Raw genomic sequence first — 17,221 nt, 5'->3', positions numbered from 1 at the left:
ATAAACGCCCATCGGATTTCTACCGATGGGCTTCTTTCATTCCTTACAACTCAACTTTATAAAGCGTTTCCTGCTGTCTGCCGCCAGGGCCGCCCCTCATGCCCTGCTGTGTGGTGCTGTCTGTGTTGCTTGAGGGGCTGCTGTATTCGTCAGACGCAATTTCGGTTCCGTTTTCTTTGATCCAAGAGACGAGCTCACTGTTGCCTGAGTTATCGCTGATCAGGAAATATTTCACTTTTCCTTCTTTGACGAGATTCTTCAGCTCACTGACCGTCAGGATTGGGTCAGTGCCGTTAAAGCCGCCGAGCGCCATGACGGATTCGTCGGCATTGATGATATACGGTGCTGCGGTCACTGTCGTCAAGGTAGCGAATAAGTACTCTTCGCCCGTATTTTGTTCCCGAAGGTATGAGAGCAGCCCTTCATCCATTTCCGAACTGAACATTCCGCCGCCGCTTCCTCCCATTGAGCTTTTCAGCTGCGGTCCTGATTCAGGAAGGACGCTGTTTCCGCCGTATAAAAGCGGTGTCGCCGACCAATAGACAGGTGTGAGAAGAAGAATGAATAAACTGATGATGGTCAGCTGCTTGCCGAACGGATGGCTTCGCTTGAGCATGAGAAGGGCGATGGTGACGCCGAGTCCCAGGATTGCCAAGACGGACATCCAGGCGCTGCCGATTTGTTCCGTATAACTACTTAAAATATAGACTTGGAATGCGGCCGTGATCAATACGGCTGCCGGAAGCAGGTAGCTTGCCCAGTCTTTTTGATTTTTGTATAAGCCGTACATGGCGTACCATCCGATTCCGGACAGCGCGGCGATCGGCGGTGCCAGCATGATCAAGTAATAATGATGGAAGAACCCTGCGATACTGAAAAATCCGGCGACAGGGACGAGCCATGCGGCCCAGAAAAGGGTTTCTTTCATTTCATCCGCTTTTTCGCGGCGGTCGCGGAACCAGCTGATGATCATACCAAGCAGTCCGAACAATGCGAACGGAAGCATCCAGCTGATTTGGCCGGAAAGCGCCGATTGGAAGAGTCTCAGCGGGCCTGCGTCGCCGGTGCCGAACATGTTCATGCTTTGTCCGCCGCCATTGCCTCCTCCTGGACCTCCGTTTCCTCCGCCAGGTCCGCCTTGTCCGCCGTTCGGCGGCTGCATACCCCCGTTAGGAGTGTTGCCGTCTTGCGTTTGAGAATGGCCATCTGATGAATCGTTTCCGCCCGGCGGCTGCATGCTGCCGTTAGGCATGTTTCCGTTTTGACCATTGGAGCCGTCAGATGACTTGTTTCCATCCTGTGCTTGAGAATTGCCGTCAGACGAGTTCTTTCCGCCCGGCGCTTGCATATCCCCTCCAAAGCCGTTCATGTCGCCGCGTGCGTTGCCTGTCGTTTGCCCGAGAAGGCGCTCTGTGCCATTGTAGCCGAAAGCCAGCTCAAGCACGGAGTTGGTTTGGCTGCTTCCGACATAAGGACGGCTGTCCGCTGATGTATAGTCGACGACAAACGCCCATGAAAGTGATATGCCGGTGAGGACAATAAGCGACAGTACAGCTGAGATGATTTTTTTCTTCCATTTCGCCTTTGCCGCGATCAGGTAAAACAGCAGAAAGGCCGGGAGCACCATGAAGGCCTGAAGCATTTTCATATTGAATCCGAGTCCGACGAGGCCGAATGCCGCCAATAGCCAGATGAGCTTGCCCTGTTTGAGCGCTCTCATTAGACACCATGTGCTGAATAGCAGTGTAAACACGAGCATGCTGTCGATATTATTCGTCCGGCTGACGGCCGCGGCGATCGGGGTCAGCGCCATCACAAGAGCTGAGATGCGTGCTGCGCCTTTTCCGAATCTGGGCTTTATCATGATGTAGAGCAGATAGACAGAACCGACCCCTGCCAGCGCCTGCGGCAAAATCACACTCCACGTATGGACGCCGAAGATCTTCGCAAAAATCGTTTGAATCCATAAAACAAGCGGCGGCTTATCAACTGATACAAATCCGGAAGGGTCAAATGAAGCATAGAAGAAATTGTGAAAGCTTTGCGTCATGCTTTTGACCGCTGCTAAATAATACTGGTTGGCAGCATCATCCTGCCAAATGTTATATGTATTCAGAATAAGGGCTGCCAACAAAATTGCAGCAAGAATGAAATCGGGTTTTTTTATTTTCATCATCAAGTTCACCTCTTTATAATCCCTATTCTAAAAGAAAAATATGAACAAGTTATGAATAAAAAGAGAACATTCTATTTTTTGTTTGAATGGAAAAAAATAAATATTTTTTGGAAAAAGTGTGTACATTTTCATTTTTGCGCAGTATACTGTACTACAACAGAAACAAAAAACACAATCTGTGTTATAAAAGGAGTGAAAACAATGAGCATGAAAAGCCCGATGGAGTTTTTCAGAACGCTTCCCAAAAAAACGTGTCCTGAATGCGGGGAGCAGGTGGAGGAGCAGGCTGAATCCTATTTCATGGAATGTGAGCGCTGTCTTGCTAAGAAAGGCGAGTAAGGGAAACTGTTTGATAACAATGATGAAAAGGGCGGGGAGAAAAATGAAAACAGAAGTGAAAAGGATTTATATTACCGGATCGATGAATCCCCAGTATGAAGAGATTTTAACAAAGGAAGCGCTTCAGTTTATCGGACGTCTTGAGTACCATTTTGGCGGCAGAAGGCGGGATTTATTAAACCTCAGAAAAATCGTTCAGGCAGAAATTGACCAAGGGAAAAATCCCGATTTTTTGAAAGAGACGAAGCATATCAGGGAAGAAAACTGGACGGTCGCACCGATTCCGCCGGATTTGGAAGATCGCCGGGTTGAAATAACCGGCCCGGTTGACAGAAAAATGGTGATCAATGCCCTGAATTCAGGAGCAAAGGTTTTTATGGCTGATTTTGAAGATGCGAATTCGCCGACATGGAAAAATTGTATAGAAGGCCAGATCAATTTGCGAGATGCGGTCCGCGGGACGGTTTCCTTTACGAATGAGGCTGGAAAGCGCTATCAACTGAAGGAAAACCCGGCTGTCATCAAGGTCAGGCCGAGGGGCTGGCATTTGGAGGAAAAGCATGTTTTGGCTGACGGCAAGCCTGTGTCAGCGAGCTTATTCGATTTTGGCCTATATTTCTTTCATAACGCAAAAGCGCTGATCGAAAAAGGAAGCGGCCCTTATTTCTACCTTCCGAAAATCGAAAACCATCTTGAAGCAAGACTCTGGAATGACGTGTTTGTCTATGCTCAAAATGACTTGCGCATTCCACAGGGCACGATTAAAGCAACGGTCTTGATCGAAACGATTTTGGCGGCTTTTGAAATGGATGAAATTTTGTATGAATTGAAGGAACACTCAGCCGGCCTCAACTGCGGCAGATGGGATTATATTTTCAGCTTCATTAAGAAATTCAAGAAGCGGGATGAAGTCATCCTTCCTGATCGCTCAGCCGTGACGATGACAGTCCCCAACATGAGAGCCTACTCCCTTTTGGCCATCAAAACGTGTCATAAACGGCATGCCCATGCCATCGGAGGGATGGCGGCGCAGATTCCCGCTAAAGACAAACCGGAAATTAACGAAGCCGCTTTCGCAAAGATCCGTGAAGATAAGGAGCGGGAAGCAAAAGACGGCCATGACGGGACATGGATCGCACATCCTGGGATGATTCAAACAGCCCTTGACGTATTTAATGAACATATGCCGACGGAAAACCAGATTCATAGAAAACGAGAAGATGTCGAGATTGAGGGGAAAGACTTGCTTGAAGTGCCGAAAGGCCGAATTACGGAAGAAGGCGTCCGCACCAATATCAGCGCCGGCATCCGCTATCTCGCTTCCTGGTTGTCTGGCAGAGGTGCAGCACCGATTGACCACTTAATGGAGGATGCGGCAACGGCTGAAATCTCGAGAGCCCAGCTATGGCAGTGGATTCGCCATCCAAAAGGGATTCTTGACGACGGCAGGGAAGTGACGGTTGAGATGTTCAAGACGATGAAAGAGGAAGAAATGGAGAAAATCATCGGTGGAGTCGGTAGGGAACAATTTCAGAGCGGCCGGTTCGAAGAGGCAGGACAGATTTTTGAACAACTGATTTTAGATGATGAATTTGCGGAGTTTCTTACGATTCCCGCTTATGAAAAAATGTAATGGGAGGAATTTCATGATGATGGCAGAAAAGGCAAGGCAGATTGAAGAAAGCTGGGAGCATGACAAACGCTGGGGCGGAATCACAAGACCTTATAAGGCATCTGAAGTCATTCGCCTGAGGGGTTCGCTGGAGATTGAATACACGATCGCAAGGCACGGCGCCGAAAAGCTGTGGAAGCTTCTCCACACAGAGGATTTCATTGCTGCGCTTGGCGCTTTAACCGGGAATCAGGCGATGCAGCAAGTCAAGGCGGGATTGAAAGCGATTTATTTAAGCGGCTGGCAGGTGGCTGCGGATGCAAACCTTTCTGGAAGCATGTATCCAGACCAAAGCCTGTATCCGGCAAACAGCGTTCCAGATGTCGTCAAAAGAATCAACCGCGCCCTTCAGCGTGCAGACCAAATTCACCATATGGAAGGAAAAGATGATATAGATTGGTTTGCGCCGATCGTAGCCGATGCCGAAGCAGGCTTCGGCGGACAGCTCAATGTGTTCGAATTGATGAAAAGCATGATTGAGGCTGGCGCCGCGGGGGTCCATTTCGAAGATCAGCTTTCATCTGAGAAAAAATGCGGCCATTTGGGCGGAAAAGTATTGCTTCCGACGCAGACGGCGGTTCGCAATTTAATTGCCGCGCGCCTTGCCGCAGACGTCATGGGAGTGCCGACCATTCTCATCGCCCGTACCGATGCGAATGCGGCCGATCTCATCACTAGCGATATTGATCAATATGATGCGCCGTTTTTGACGGGAGAGCGCACATCTGAGGGTTTTTACAAAACAAAATCGGGTCTTGATCAGGCGATTGCCAGAGGCTTGGCATATGCGCCATATGCCGACTTGATCTGGTGTGAAACATCTGAACCGAACATTGAAGAAGCGCGCCGATTTGCTCAGGCGATCCATGAGAAATTCCCTGGCAAACTTCTCGCTTATAATTGCTCTCCTTCTTTCAACTGGAAAGCCAAACTGGATGATAACAGCATTCTGAATTTCCAAAAACAGCTCAGTGAAATGGGCTATAAATTTCAATTCGTCACACTTGCAGGATTCCATGCATTAAATCACGGGATGTTTGAGTTGGCTCGCCAATATAACAATCGAGGGATGGCGGCGTACTCTGAGCTGCAGCAGGCTGAGTTTGCCAGTGAAAAACACGGATATACGGCGACAAGGCACCAACGCGAAGTCGGAACAAGCTATTTTGATGAAGTGGCGCAGGTCGTCACAGGCGGAACCTCTTCTACAACGGCGCTGAAAGGCTCGACGGAGGCAGAGCAGTTTCAGCCGTAAACAGCCTTAAGGACATGAAAAAGCCGCCTATCTTAAATAGGCGGCTAGCTTATTGATGGTGTATGGAATGTGAATTTAGCAGTTTGCGTCATTGGAAGGGGCTGTCAAAGGATGTTCCCGAAGTACAGTCAATTTACGATGCTGAGCCTTGTCACTTCTTTTGGCCGGCCGATTGTCTTTGCTGAAAGAGTAAAACAAATACCCAGCCATTGTCAAAATCAAGATAAACATCATCATAATATCCCCTCCAAAAATTTTTTGTTTTCTATATATTAGACGGATGAGCTAGGAAAAAGTTTCAGAAAATTTATATTTTTCTATAAATATTTTAAAATTGTGTAAATCATATTGACAAAAACCCGCCAGGCAGAAGAAAGCGGCTTGGACACAATGGTCGGAAGTTTCTTCAAACCCGTCACAGGTTGACATCATGAACTTTGATGTGTAGAGTAAAAGTTAATGTAATAGGAAGTCCACTAGGGGAGCCATAAGCTGGCTGAGACAAGAAGTAATCTTGGACCCTTTGAACCTGATCTAGTTCATACTAGCGTAGGGAAGTGGAGTCGGTGTCTTTATGATGTTATCATGTCAAAGCCGCTCCATTTTGGGGCGGCTTTTTTGTATAAAAGAAGCCGCTTATTTCCCCCTGTGCCTTCCTTAAAATGATGAAGGAGGCTCTCTGTCATGAGTTTTTCAGCAGAACTACGCCGTGAGGCAGACCCCATTTTTGAAGCGATTTTTCAGCATCCATTTGTACAAGGATTGGCCTCAGGCCGCCTGGAAAAGGAACAGCTGATCCATTATGTGAAACAAGATTATGAGTATTTGAATTCCTTTATCCAAATCTATGGAATTGCAATTTCAAAGTGTCAGAATCGCAAAGACATGGAAATGTTTCACCAGCAGATTTCCTTTGTTTTAAACAGTGAAGTGCATCCGCATAACAATTTGTGCCGGGCTGCAGGCGTAGCCTATGAATCTCTGCAAGGCTATCCGCTGGCCCCGTCTGCCCATCATTATATCCGCCATTTGCTGACGGCGGCGCATGAAGGCACGCTTGGAGAGATTGTAGCCGTTTTATTGCCTTGTCCGTGGACTTATTGGGAGATTGGCAAAAAGCTGCTGAAGGAAGTGCAGCCTGATCCGTCGCATCCATTCTATGACTGGATTCATTTTTACGGGGACAGAACCGATTCAATCACGACGATGTTCTGCACCCGTTTGGACGAATGGGCAGAAGCAGCGGGCGAGGCCGAAAAACAAAAAATGAAAGAGCTTTTTTTGCAGAGCTGCCAGCTGGAATACGGATTTTGGGAGATGGCTTACACAGTTGAAAATTGGCCGGTTGAAATGGAGGAGGCGAGACGATGAATTGGAACATGAAAGAAGTCGTAATGACAGTGATATTAGCGGTAGCCTGCGGTGTCATTTACTTAGGCTGGTCTACGTTGTGGATTCCTGTATCGGCCATTGTCGGCCCTGTCGGCGCAAACTTAATGTTTGGCATTTGGGTGATTGCCAGTCCGATCGTTGCTTATATCATCCGCAAACCGGGGGCAGCTCTGATTGCCGAGACGGCCGCAGCAGCGGTTGAGCTGTTGACAGGCAGCCATTTTGGCTTGTCCGCATTGCTGATCGGCGTTTTCCAAGGTGCCGGGGCGGAAATCGCGTTTGCGATGTTTCGCTATAAGCGCTATAACCTGTTTACTCTTATGCTTTCCGGTGCGCTGGCAGCGGTCGGCAGCATGGCATACAGCTTGATGGCAAACGGTTTTGCCTACTATACGACGGAAACGCTGATTCTGACCTTAGCCATTCAAATCATCAGCGGCATTATTCTGGGCGGCTGGCTTGCCAAAGCCGTTGTCGGAGCACTCGCGAAAACGGGTGTCCTTGATCAGTATGAAATCATGAAGGAGCACCGTAAAAAGGATGAATCAAATGAATTCATATCTAGGATGCAATAATCTCTCCATTCGCTTTTACCATCGGTCTGAAACGATGTTGGACCGCGTCACCTTATCGATTCAAAAAGGAGAGAAAGTGTTGATACTCGGGCCGAGCGGAAGCGGAAAATCGACGCTTATTTCGGCTCTGTCCGGGATTATTCCCGAACACATTGAAGCGGATGTCAGCGGTGAAATAAACCGCAGAAGGAGTGCGGGCGTTATGTTTCAGGACCCGGATTCACAGTTTTGCATGCTTCATGTTGACGAAGAAATCGCTTTTAGTCTTGAAAACAGGTCTGTTCCCCGTCAACATATGGATCAAATGATCGGGGATGTAATGGAGCAGGTCGGATTGGACATCGACAGGAGGACGCCAATCGAAACCTTGTCAGGCGGGATGAAACAGCGGCTCGCATTAGCCTGTCTATTGGCTCTGGAGCCGGAAGTGCTGTTTTTTGATGAGCCGACCGCACAGCTCGATCCGGCAAGCAGAAAGGAGATATTTGCTTTACTGAAAGATCTATCCGCAAACAACGGGCAGACGATGGTATTTATTGAACATGTGCTGGACGGCTGCATCGAATGGATGGATCGCGTCATCCTTTTAGGCAAAAACGGACGGATCATTGCCGACGGGAAGCCGGAAGACATTCTGCATGACTATCAGCAGGAAATGAAAGAGGCAGGGATATGGCAGCCGAAGCTATATCCGGCTTCATGGCGTGAAGTCGTCGATGATGAACGTCATCCGCTTGCCGTCAAGCTCTCCGCCCGGCTGAAAATCAGAGCACTGGCGGAAAAAAGCGATCTGAAAAGCGGCGCCGCATTGATCCGCTCCGAAGATGCGGCAATCGGCTATCGGAAAAAGACGGTGGCAGAGGACATCAATGTGCAAATTCCAAAAGGCGGATGGGTGTCGGTTATCGGGGAGAACGGCAGCGGAAAAAGCACCTTTTTAAAAAGCTTGATCCGGCTGGAAGCAGTGAAAAAAGGCCGGCTTTATTTAGAGGATTGCGACCTGAAAAAATGGTCTGACCGCCTATTGTATGAAAAGGCCGGTTTTGTTTTTCAAAATCCGGAGCTTCAATTTATTCAAGATACAGTGTTTGAGGAAATCGCATTTGGCGCAAGACAGAGAGGCTGGCCAGAGCAGCAGATCGAGGGGAAAACGGCTGAATTGCTGAAGGAATTCGGGCTGACTTCTCATGCACAGGCACATCCTTTTACATTAAGTTTGGGGCAGAAACGGCGTTTAAGCGTAGCGACGATGCTTTTGTTTGACCAAGATTTGCTCCTGCTTGATGAACCGACATTCGGCCAGGACGAAAAAACGGCAGGAGAACTGATTAGGCGGTTAAAAGATCGCCAAGAACGCGGAACGACGATCGTCATGGTTACCCATGATATGGATATCGTTGACCAGCATTCGGATCAAGTCATCGTTTTCCACCGGGGGAAGGCGGCTTATCAGGGAACACCATATCAATTATTTTCCGATCAAAGCCTGATTCGAGAGTTCTCATTGATCCCGCCCCTTCATTACCAGCTGATGCACGCCGCAAAGGAGAAAGTGCTGATATGAAAAGCAATCATTCGCTTCTTTCAAAACTGAATCCGAGCGCCAAGCTTTTTTCCCATCTGTTGGCGATGTGTATTCTAATGGCTGTATCAGATCCGAAAGCAACCTTATTAATTTGGCTGCTCGCTGTTTCCATCGGCGTCTTTCTCGGCGGCTGGACATTGGCCTATTTGGCTAAGCGTCTTTTGCCTTATCTCGTGTTTTTCATTCTCGTATTTTGGATGATGGCCGCTTTTGGTAAAGGAGAAGAAACGCTGTGGCAATGGGCCTGGTTCCATGTCACAAAGGAAAGCGTGAGCAATGGCTTGACGATTGCGCTGCGGATGCTCGGATTTGTCACTTATGGACTGCTGTTTACGTCAACAACAGATTTAACACAGTTCATCATGAGCTTGATTCATCAATGCCGGCTGTCACCTAAATGGGCGTACGGTCTATTGGCGGGTTTTCGCTTTGTTCCGCTCTTTCAATCAGAGCTGGCGCAGATGAAAGCTGCCCATAAAATCAGAGGCTATAAGCAAAAAAACAGCTGGAAAGCCTTTATCCGCTATTCACTGCCGCTGTTTTCGCAAGGCATCCGCAAATCGGAAAGAATCGCGGTTGCCATGGAAGCGCGCGGATTTACGGGGACGAGAGACAGGACGTACTATCAAACGACCCGGCTATCCGTAAAAGATGGAGCATATTTAGCAGGTTTGCTTTTTGCTGTGGCGGTCATATTGCTTGCAGCTTAATTAAAGGAAATGATTAACATTTTTATGGTTTCAGAGCCCGGACGCGGCTCTTTTTTTTATAAATGCTGCAAGGACAGGGGTTCTGGTAATATAAAACATTCAAGGGAGATTGACTGAAAAACATTGACCTAGGCAAAATAGGTTGTACAATCAATGTGTAACATATGAAAAAAGAAATATAGAAAATCCCCTTATTTAAAACAAGATGGGAGTGGCGCGATGTGAAAATTGCCAAAGTGATCAACAATAATGTGATCAGTGTTTTAAATGAACAAGGTCAGGAATTAGTGGTCATGGGCAGAGGAATCGCTTTTCAAAAAAAGCCTGGCGAGCAGGTGGATGAAAAGAGAATTGAGAAGATTTTCAGGCTTGATAATAAAGATGTATCAGAAAGGTTTAAAACGCTTTTAGATGAAATCCCGATCGAGTTTATGGAAATGTCTGAGGAGATTATCAGCTATGCGAAAATGAAGCTCGGCAAAAAGCTGAATGACAGCATTTATGTATCGCTGACTGATCATATCCATTTTGCTGTCGAAAGGCACAAAAAGGGCTTGGATATTAAAAATGCTTTGCTTTGGGAGACGAAACGCCTTTATAAAGACGAGTTTGCCATCGGCAAGGAAGCATTGCAGATCATCGCAAATAAGACAGGGATCACTTTGCCCGAAGATGAAGCCGCTTTTATCGCGCTCCATATCGTAAACGCTGAATTGAATGAAGAAATGCCGAATATCGTGAATATCACGAAAGTCATGCAAGAAATTTTGAGTATCGTCAAATACCATTTTCATATTAATTTTGATGAAGAATCGCTCCATTATTACCGGTTTATTACCCATTTAAAGTTTTTTGCGCAGCGGCTGTTCAGCGGAACCTATATGGAAAGCAAAGATGATTTTTTATTTGAAACTGTGAAAAATAAATACCGGGATGCTTATGTATGCACAAATAAAATCAGACAGTACATTCAAAAGGAATACCAGCATGATCTGACAAGTGAAGAATTGCTGTATTTAACGATTCATATCGAGAGGGTCGTTCACCAAGCATAAGGGGATGATACAAAAATGAAAGCGTTGACAATCGGTTGAATGTGTGCTAATTTTGATGTAAATCGACTCATAAATGTATTCTTTAGGATTGTTACTGATCATGCAGGCAAAACCTAAATGACTGTGATGCGGGGCAGCTGTGCGCCTGTTTTTCATAGTGATTTAGGTTTTTTTCATTTTCATAATGATTACAGCAAGGATTGTTACTGTTCGGCAGGCAAAACCTAAACTAAGCCGTTTGAAACGGGCTTTAGTTTAGGTTTTTTATTTTTTACTACATACATAGGTTCTTTTAGGAGACGGGAGATGGTCATGGATGGATGTTCAATCATTAGCCAAGGAAATTTTGAGGCATATCGGAGGAGAAAAAAATGTTGTTTCTCTAGTCCACTGTGCAACACGGCTGCGTTTTAAGCTGAAGGATCGCTCCAAGGCAGATAAGAAAGCGCTTGAAGAGACCGACGGGGTTCTGACGGTGGTCGAGAGCGGAGGACAATTCCAAGTCGTCATCGGCAACCACGTTCCTGAAGTATACAAAGAGATTGGCAGGATATCCAATATACTGGAAGATTCCGCGGCTGATCAAAGCCAAAAAGAAAAAGGAAATATAGCAGGAAGATTGGTAGATGTCGTGTCCAGTATTTTTACGCCTCTGCTCGGCGTGATGGCGGGAGCCGGGATTTTAAAAGGGCTGCTTTTGATTTGTACGAACGCGGGCTGGCTGACGGCCGAAGAGACGACATATACCATTCTGTACGCGGCAGCCGACAGTTTATTTTACTTTCTGCCTTTGCTGCTGGCCGTTACGGCCGCAAAGAAATTCGGGGCGAATCTATTTGTGGCCCTTACAATGGCAGGGGCGTTGATTTATCCATCCATTCTTGAATTGAAAAACAGCGGTGCAGATACGGAGTTTTTCGGGATTCCCGTTGTCTTGATGAATTATACTTCCACCGTGATTCCGATTATCCTTGCCGTATTTGTGATGAGCTGGCTTGAGAAGTACTGCATGCGTATCATCCATGATAGCGTGAAAAACTTTATCACCCCCGTAATCTGCCTTGTCGTGATGGTGCCGCTAACCTTGATCGTATTTGGTCCGCTTGGCGTATATACGGGGAACGGCATCGCCGCTGCGATTCTGTCCGTGTTTGATGTCAGCCCGATTCTGGCGGGTGCGATCATTGCGGCGTTGTGGCAAATCCTTGTCATCTTCGGGATTCACTGGGGCATCGTTCCGGTGATTCTCAATAACATTGCCGTCCATGGGAAAGATTACATCAAGCCGGCGACGGCAGCCGCCGTGTTTGCCCAAACAGGTGCCGCTTTCGGCGTCATGCTCAAGACGAAAAATAAGAAGCTGAAGACATTGGCGGGATCAGCCGCCATAACGGGGATTTTCGGAATCACCGAGCCGGCGGTCTACGGTGTGACCTTGAGGCTGAAAAAGCCTTTTGTATGCGGTGTCATCAGTGCGGCCGCAGGCGGCGCCATTATTGGCTATTCCCACAGCGTCGCGATCGCCTCGGGGGCACCGGGCTTGTTGACGATTCCGATATTTTACGGACCGGGCTTTCTCGGGTTTATCATCGGAATCTCAGTCTCTTTTGTTTTATCGATCGTGCTCACTTATATTGTCGGCTTTGACGATCCTATTGACGAGAAACAGCAGCAGCATACCGGGAAAGGCTCCGGAGAAAAGATTTACAGCCCTTTGCAAGGAGACGTGCTGCCGTTGACAGAAGTATCTGATAAAGTTTTCTCATCCGGAGCGCTCGGAGAAGGGATCGCAGTGCTGCCGGCAAAAGGAATCGTAGCAGCGCCGGCGGACGGCGTGGTGACAACTGCCTTTCCGACAGGGCATGCATATGGCATCACAACTGAAAGTCAAGCCGAAATCCTCATTCATATCGGTGTGGACACAATAAAGCTGGAAGGGAAGCATTTTGATTCAAAAGTGGTGCAAGGACAAAAAGTGAAACGGGGTGATATTCTCGCAGAATTCGATTTGGAGGCTTTGATTCGTGAAGGTTTTGACGTGAAAACGCCTGTAGTCGTTACAAATTCAAATCAGTACAGTGATGTTGTTCAAACCGATCAAAAACGGGTTAAAACCGAAGATTTGATCATGATATTAATTTAATCACACATAGGAGGGAAAAGTGATGAAATACAACACATTAGCTCCATTTCCTGAAGGGTTTTTATGGGGTGCTTCTACATCGGCCTACCAGGTGGAAGGCGCTTGGAAAGAGGATGGAAAAGGCCCGTCTGTCATCGATGCACGCGAAAGCTATCCCGAAGGTACGACCGATTTTAAAGTGGCCAGCGATCACTACCATCGCTATAAAGAAGATATCGCACTGTTTGCGGAAATGGGATTCAAAGCATATCGTTTTTCAATCGCCTGGACGCGTATTATTCCGGATGGCGATGGCGACATCAACCCGAAGGGCATCGAATTTTACAGCAATCTGATCGATGAACTGCTGAAATATGATATCGAGCCGATTGTGACGATGTATCACTTCGACCTGCCGAACGCTTTGCAGGAAAAAGGCGGCTGGTCGAACAGGGCGACGATTGATGCGTTTGAAAAGTATGCAAAAATTCTTTTTGAATACTACGGAGACCGGGTAAAATACTGGCTGACCATCAATGAACAAAATATGATGATCCTTCACGGTTCTGCATTGGGGACGCTTGATCCGAATTTGGAAGATCCAAAAAAAGAGCTGTATCAGCAAAACCACCACATGCTTGTCGCACAGGCAAAAGCGATTCATCTGTGCCATGAGCTGCTGTCGGAAGCAAAAATCGGGCCAGCTCCAAACATCGCACTGATCTATCCCGCCTCTTCCCAACCGGAGGATGTGTTAGCCGCTTTTAACTATAATGCAATCCGAAACTGGCTTTATCTCGATATGGCCGTATACGGGCGGTATAACACAACGGCATGGGCCTATATGAAAGAAAAAGGCTGCACGCCGCAGATTGCCGAGGGGGACATGGAGATTCTAAAATCCGCCAAGCCGGACTTTATCGCATTTAACTATTACACATCGCAAACGGCCGAAGCAAGTAGAGATGATGGGAGCGATACGGCGGCCCGCGGCGGTGATCAGCATTTGCAGACCGGGGAAGCAGGCGTATACAGAGGCAGCAGCAATCCTCATTTGAAGAAAAATGACTTCGGCTGGGAAATCGATCCTGTGGGATTCCGCTCGACACTGCGTGAGATTTATGATCGCTACCAGCTGCCGCTGATCATTACAGAAAACGGCCTCGGAGCATTTGATCAGCTGGAAGAAGGAGATGTCATCAATGATGACTACCGCATCGATTATTTAAAGCAGCATATTGAACAAATTCAGCTGGCGGTAACCGATGGTGTTGATGTTTTCGGCTATTCGCCTTGGTCAGCGATCGATTTGATTTCAACTCATCAAGGCTGCTCCAAACGCTACGGATTTATTTATGTGAACCGCGATGAATTTGATTTAAAAGATTTGCGCCGTATCCGCAAGAAGAGCTTCTACTGGTATAAAGAGCTGATCGCTTCAAACGGAGAAAAGCTCGACTAGGCTTGGCGCCGGGAGGATTTTCAGAGACAATCTGGAAATCCTCTTTTTTTAGTTTGAAAGAAACAAAACGAGGGTAAATCTTAAAATAGCAATCAAGAAAACGACATAGATCAAAATAGGGAGGGAAGACAAGTGAATAAACATGAAGGACGCCGGAAGGTCAATGAGCATAGCAAGGATCAGCAGCTTGAACATTACCGTTCTGACAACCGGGGCAAAAAGATGACGACGAATCAAGGCTTGCGCGTATCTGAAGATGAGCACTCCTTAAAAGCCGGAGTGCGGGGCCCGACGCTGATGGAGGATTTTCATTTCCGCGAAAAAATGACCCATTTTGACCATGAACGGATTCCGGAGCGCGTCGTCCATGCGAGGGGATTCGGAGCGCATGGTTATTTTCAGGTTTATGAGCCGATGACAGAATATACGAAAGCGAAATTTCTGCAAGATCCATCGGTGAAAACACCGGTGTTTGTACGGTTTTCAACGGTTGCGGGTTCAAGGGGATCAGGCGATACGGTCCGCGATGTCAGAGGGTTTGCAACGAAATTTTACACAGAGGAAGGGAACTATGACCTCGTCGGAAATAACATCCCTGTTTTCTTCATTCAGGATGCCATCAAGTTCCCGGATTTGGTGCACGCATTTAAGCCTGAGCCTCATCATGAAATGCCGCAGGCTTCAACGGCGCATGATACATTTTGGGATTTTGTCGCCAACAATGAGGAAACGGCTCACATGATCATGTGGGCGATGTCGGACAGGGCGATTCCGCGCAGCTATCGGATGATGGAGGGCTTCGGCGTTCATACGTTCAGGTTTGTGAATGAACAAGGCAAGGCGCGCTTCGTTAAATTCCACTGGAAACCTGTACTGGGCATACATTCACTCGTCTGGAACGAAGCACAGACAATCGCCGGGAAAGACCCTGATTATCACCGTCGCGATCTTTGGGAAGCGATCGAAAGAGGCGATGAAGTGGAATATGAACTCGGTGTGCAAATGATAGATGAAGAAGATGAGTTCAAGTTTGACTTCGATATTCTCGACCCGACAAAGCTTTGGCCGGAAGAAATGGTGCCTGTCAAAATCATCGGTAAGATGACGCTGAACCGAAACCAGGACAACGTGTTTGCGGAAACGGAACAGGCGGCTTTCCATCCGGGAAATGTCGTGCCGGGCATCGACTTTACGAACGATCCGCTTCTGCAAGGCCGGCTCTTTTCATATACGGATACACAGCTGATCCGATTAGGCGGACCGAACTTTCATGAAATTCCGATCAACAGGCCGGTCTGCCCGTTTCACAACAATCAGTATGACGGCTACCACCGGATGACGATCAACCAAGGGCCTGTCGCATATCATAAGAACTCGCTTCAAAACAACGATCCGGCGCCTGCTTCAGAGGAAGAAGGCGGATATGTACATTACCAAGAAAAAGTCGAAGGCCGAAAAATACGCCAGCGCAGCGAGAGCTTTAAGGATCACTATTCACAGGCGAAGCTTTTTTGGAACAGCATGTCCCCTGTCGAAAAAGAACATATCATTTCCGCGTTTCGCTTTGAAGTCGGAAAGGTGAAAAGCAAAGACGTCCGCCGGCAGGTCGTTACGATGTTCAACCGTGTTGACGGAGATTTGGCGAAGCAAATCGCCGCGGGCGTCGGCGTAAAACCGCCTGAAAAAGACGAGGGTTCCAAGGTGACGCTCAAGTCTCCGGCCTTGAGTCAGGAAAATACGGTTCAAACCCCTGTGACAAGAACGGTCGCCATTTTAGCTGAGCACGGCTTTGATGATGCAGAAGTCGGCCGAGTGATGAAAGCTTTCCATAAAGCCGGCATCATTCCGGAAATCATCAGCACAGCTTTAGGGATAATCAAAGGTGATAACGGTAAAGAAATGGAAGCAGTCAATACATTGCAGACGGTTGATTCAGTCCTGTATGACGCCGTCTATATTCCGGGCGGCCATGAAAGCGTTGAACGTTTGAAGAAGCAGACAGCCGCTTTGGACTTTATTCATGAAGCCTTCGGACACTATAAAGCGATCGGAGCTTCAGGTGAAGGCATTGCCCTGCTGCTGTCCGCCGCCGGATCTCATGCTGGCTCACAACCCGGCGTCATCACGTCCCGCAATCACAAAGATACAGATTCTTTCAGCAAAGACCTGATTGAAGCCATCGCCAGACATCGCCATTGGAATAGGAAAGTTTGAAGAAAGCAGGCTGAGTGCCTGCTTTTATCATTAGGTTAAAATTTCTTTGATAAAATAATCCATGATGAAAATATTGTAATAATCTGCAATGAAACCAAAACCCGAACCACATCGACTGCCGCTAATGTGATAAAGCCCAGCTGCATTCCTAAAATCAGTACAAGAAAATATACGGATAAAGCGATCATGGAAAATTCCATTCCTTTTTGTCTAATGAGCTGTGATCGTTCATCCTTTTGTTTGAATTGCGGATAGAGATAGCCTGCGGCAAAGCTTAAAAATGCCATTGCCCCCAACATTAAAAGTTCTATCAAAGATAAAGAAGCAGTGGTTATTCCAACAACCATTTGCACAACAAATATAAAAACAAATAATCCCCCAATGATGTAGCAGCTTTTTCGATACGTCATAAAATCTCCTCCTCATTAAGGTTTTAACGATTCATCATCTAGAAAAAAAATGCTCTCCACCTGTGTATGAAATGTACGCGCAATTTGCAGCGCAAGAGGGAGAGACGGATTATACTTGCCTTTTTCGATCGATATAATCGTTTGCCGGCTGACGCCGAGCAATTCAGCCAATCGATTCTGTGAATACTTATTCTGTTTTCGAAATTCAGCTAATTTATTTTTCAATCTCACAATCCCCCTTCACGGTCAAATGT

15 protein-coding genes and 1 riboswitch are annotated in these 17,221 nt (G+C 47.2%); of the genes, 11 read left to right on the top strand and 4 right to left on the bottom strand.

Annotated features, from left to right (window positions below; genetic code table 11):
• Positions 1–43: 43 nt before the first annotated feature.
• Complete coding sequence (locus tag RBH91_RS21790) at positions 44–2,173, bottom strand: glycosyltransferase family 39 protein (RefSeq protein ID WP_307894827.1); 2,130 nt, start codon at positions 2,171–2,173, stop codon at positions 44–46.
• A 204-nt stretch (positions 2,174–2,377) separates the two neighbouring features.
• Here RBH91_RS21790 and yhfH point away from each other — a divergent pair, with 204 nt between their 5' ends.
• Genes yhfH through aceA form a run of 3 tightly spaced genes read left to right on the top strand, consistent with a single transcriptional unit; the run spans position 2,378 to position 5,442 of the window.
• On the top strand, positions 2,378–2,515 hold the full coding sequence (gene yhfH, locus RBH91_RS21785) for a protein YhfH (protein WP_076759884.1): 138 nt from the start codon (positions 2,378–2,380) through the stop codon (positions 2,513–2,515).
• A 43-nt stretch (positions 2,516–2,558) separates the two neighbouring features.
• Complete coding sequence (gene aceB, locus RBH91_RS21780; protein ID WP_307892930.1) at positions 2,559–4,148, top strand: malate synthase A; 1,590 nt, start codon at positions 2,559–2,561, stop codon at positions 4,146–4,148.
• A 16-nt stretch (positions 4,149–4,164) separates the two neighbouring features.
• Positions 4,165–5,442, top strand: a complete 1,278-nt coding sequence (gene aceA / locus RBH91_RS21775) for an isocitrate lyase (protein WP_307892929.1) — start codon at positions 4,165–4,167, stop codon at positions 5,440–5,442.
• A gap of 75 nt (positions 5,443–5,517) precedes the next feature.
• Here the strand turns inward: aceA and RBH91_RS21770 are convergent, their stop codons facing one another.
• Positions 5,518–5,679 carry a hypothetical protein gene (locus RBH91_RS21770; RefSeq protein WP_307892928.1) on the bottom strand — a complete coding sequence of 54 codons (162 nt, stop codon included), beginning with the start codon at positions 5,677–5,679 and terminating at the stop codon, positions 5,518–5,520.
• Positions 5,680–5,910: 231 nt separating this feature from the next.
• A riboswitch (TPP riboswitch) is annotated at positions 5,911–6,015 on the top strand.
• 111 nt (positions 6,016–6,126) lie between these two features.
• On the opposite strand from RBH91_RS21770, the gene tenA reads away from it, so the two are divergent.
• The 8 genes from tenA (at position 6,127) to RBH91_RS21730 (ending at position 16,557) form a co-directional block, all read left to right on the top strand.
• Positions 6,127–6,813, top strand: a complete 687-nt coding sequence (gene tenA, locus RBH91_RS21765; RefSeq protein WP_307892927.1) for a thiaminase II — start codon at positions 6,127–6,129, stop codon at positions 6,811–6,813.
• Positions 6,810–7,409 (top strand): ECF transporter S component, encoded by a 600-nt coding sequence (locus RBH91_RS21760; protein WP_307892926.1) that lies wholly within the window; start codon positions 6,810–6,812, stop codon positions 7,407–7,409. The genes tenA and RBH91_RS21760 overlap by 4 nt, the downstream gene beginning before the upstream one ends.
• Positions 7,384–8,973: an ABC transporter ATP-binding protein gene (locus RBH91_RS21755; protein WP_307892925.1), complete on the top strand. Its 1,590-nt coding sequence runs from the start codon at positions 7,384–7,386 to the stop codon at positions 8,971–8,973. Before RBH91_RS21760 ends, RBH91_RS21755 begins: the two co-directional genes overlap by 26 nt.
• Positions 8,970–9,704, top strand: coding sequence for an energy-coupling factor transporter transmembrane component T family protein (locus RBH91_RS21750; protein WP_307892924.1), 735 nt, complete (start codon positions 8,970–8,972; stop codon positions 9,702–9,704). Before RBH91_RS21755 ends, RBH91_RS21750 begins: the two co-directional genes overlap by 4 nt.
• 221 nt (positions 9,705–9,925) lie before the next feature.
• Entirely contained in the window at positions 9,926–10,759 is an 834-nt protein-coding gene (gene licT / locus RBH91_RS21745; RefSeq protein WP_307892923.1) for a BglG family transcription antiterminator LicT, read from the top strand.
• A gap of 316 nt (positions 10,760–11,075) precedes the next feature.
• The gene (locus tag RBH91_RS21740) at positions 11,076–12,902 is read left to right on the top strand and encodes a beta-glucoside-specific PTS transporter subunit IIABC (protein ID WP_307892922.1); all 1,827 of its coding nucleotides are present in this window, start codon (positions 11,076–11,078) and stop codon (positions 12,900–12,902) included.
• Positions 12,903–12,924: 22 nt separating this feature from the next.
• Entirely contained in the window at positions 12,925–14,343 is a 1,419-nt protein-coding gene (locus RBH91_RS21735) for a glycoside hydrolase family 1 protein (RefSeq protein WP_307892921.1), read from the top strand.
• Between the two features lie 132 nt (positions 14,344–14,475).
• On the top strand, positions 14,476–16,557 hold the full coding sequence (locus RBH91_RS21730; RefSeq protein WP_307892920.1) for a catalase: 2,082 nt from the start codon (positions 14,476–14,478) through the stop codon (positions 16,555–16,557).
• Positions 16,558–16,592: 35 nt separating this feature from the next.
• Here the strand turns inward: RBH91_RS21730 and RBH91_RS21725 are convergent, their stop codons facing one another.
• Both RBH91_RS21725 and RBH91_RS21720 read right to left on the bottom strand, forming a co-directional pair.
• Complete coding sequence (locus RBH91_RS21725) at positions 16,593–16,967, bottom strand: hypothetical protein (protein ID WP_076759859.1); 375 nt, start codon at positions 16,965–16,967, stop codon at positions 16,593–16,595.
• A 15-nt stretch (positions 16,968–16,982) separates the two neighbouring features.
• Positions 16,983–17,192: a helix-turn-helix transcriptional regulator gene (locus RBH91_RS21720; RefSeq protein ID WP_307892919.1), complete on the bottom strand. Its 210-nt coding sequence runs from the start codon at positions 17,190–17,192 to the stop codon at positions 16,983–16,985.
• Positions 17,193–17,221 lie beyond the last annotated feature (29 nt).

Source organism: Bacillus swezeyi (assembly GCF_030908325.1).
In the GTDB taxonomy this organism is placed as follows: domain Bacteria; phylum Bacillota; class Bacilli; order Bacillales; family Bacillaceae; genus Bacillus; species Bacillus swezeyi.
Note: the sequence above shows the minus strand (reverse complement) of the source record. Positions and strands in the feature narration are given on the sequence as shown.

Bases quoted from the DNA above. Each gene is read 5' to 3' on its own strand.
- RBH91_RS21790 (WP_307894827.1), bottom strand. From the start codon at position 2,173: ATGAAAATAAAAAAACCCGATTTCATTCTTGCTGCAATTTTGTTGGCA.
- yhfH (WP_076759884.1), top strand. From the start codon at position 2,378: ATGAGCATGAAAAGCCCGATGGAGTTTTTCAGAACGCTTCCCAAAAAA.
- aceB (WP_307892930.1), top strand. From the start codon at position 2,559: ATGAAAACAGAAGTGAAAAGGATTTATATTACCGGATCGATGAATCCC.
- aceA (WP_307892929.1), top strand. From the start codon at position 4,165: ATGATGGCAGAAAAGGCAAGGCAGATTGAAGAAAGCTGGGAGCATGAC.
- RBH91_RS21770 (WP_307892928.1), bottom strand. From the start codon at position 5,679: ATGATGATGTTTATCTTGATTTTGACAATGGCTGGGTATTTGTTTTAC.
- tenA (WP_307892927.1), top strand. From the start codon at position 6,127: ATGAGTTTTTCAGCAGAACTACGCCGTGAGGCAGACCCCATTTTTGAA.
- RBH91_RS21760 (WP_307892926.1), top strand. From the start codon at position 6,810: ATGAATTGGAACATGAAAGAAGTCGTAATGACAGTGATATTAGCGGTA.
- RBH91_RS21755 (WP_307892925.1), top strand. From the start codon at position 7,384: ATGAATTCATATCTAGGATGCAATAATCTCTCCATTCGCTTTTACCAT.
- RBH91_RS21750 (WP_307892924.1), top strand. From the start codon at position 8,970: ATGAAAAGCAATCATTCGCTTCTTTCAAAACTGAATCCGAGCGCCAAG.
- RBH91_RS21740 (WP_307892922.1), top strand. From the start codon at position 11,076: ATGGATGTTCAATCATTAGCCAAGGAAATTTTGAGGCATATCGGAGGA.
- RBH91_RS21735 (WP_307892921.1), top strand. From the start codon at position 12,925: ATGAAATACAACACATTAGCTCCATTTCCTGAAGGGTTTTTATGGGGT.
- RBH91_RS21725 (WP_076759859.1), bottom strand. From the start codon at position 16,967: ATGACGTATCGAAAAAGCTGCTACATCATTGGGGGATTATTTGTTTTT.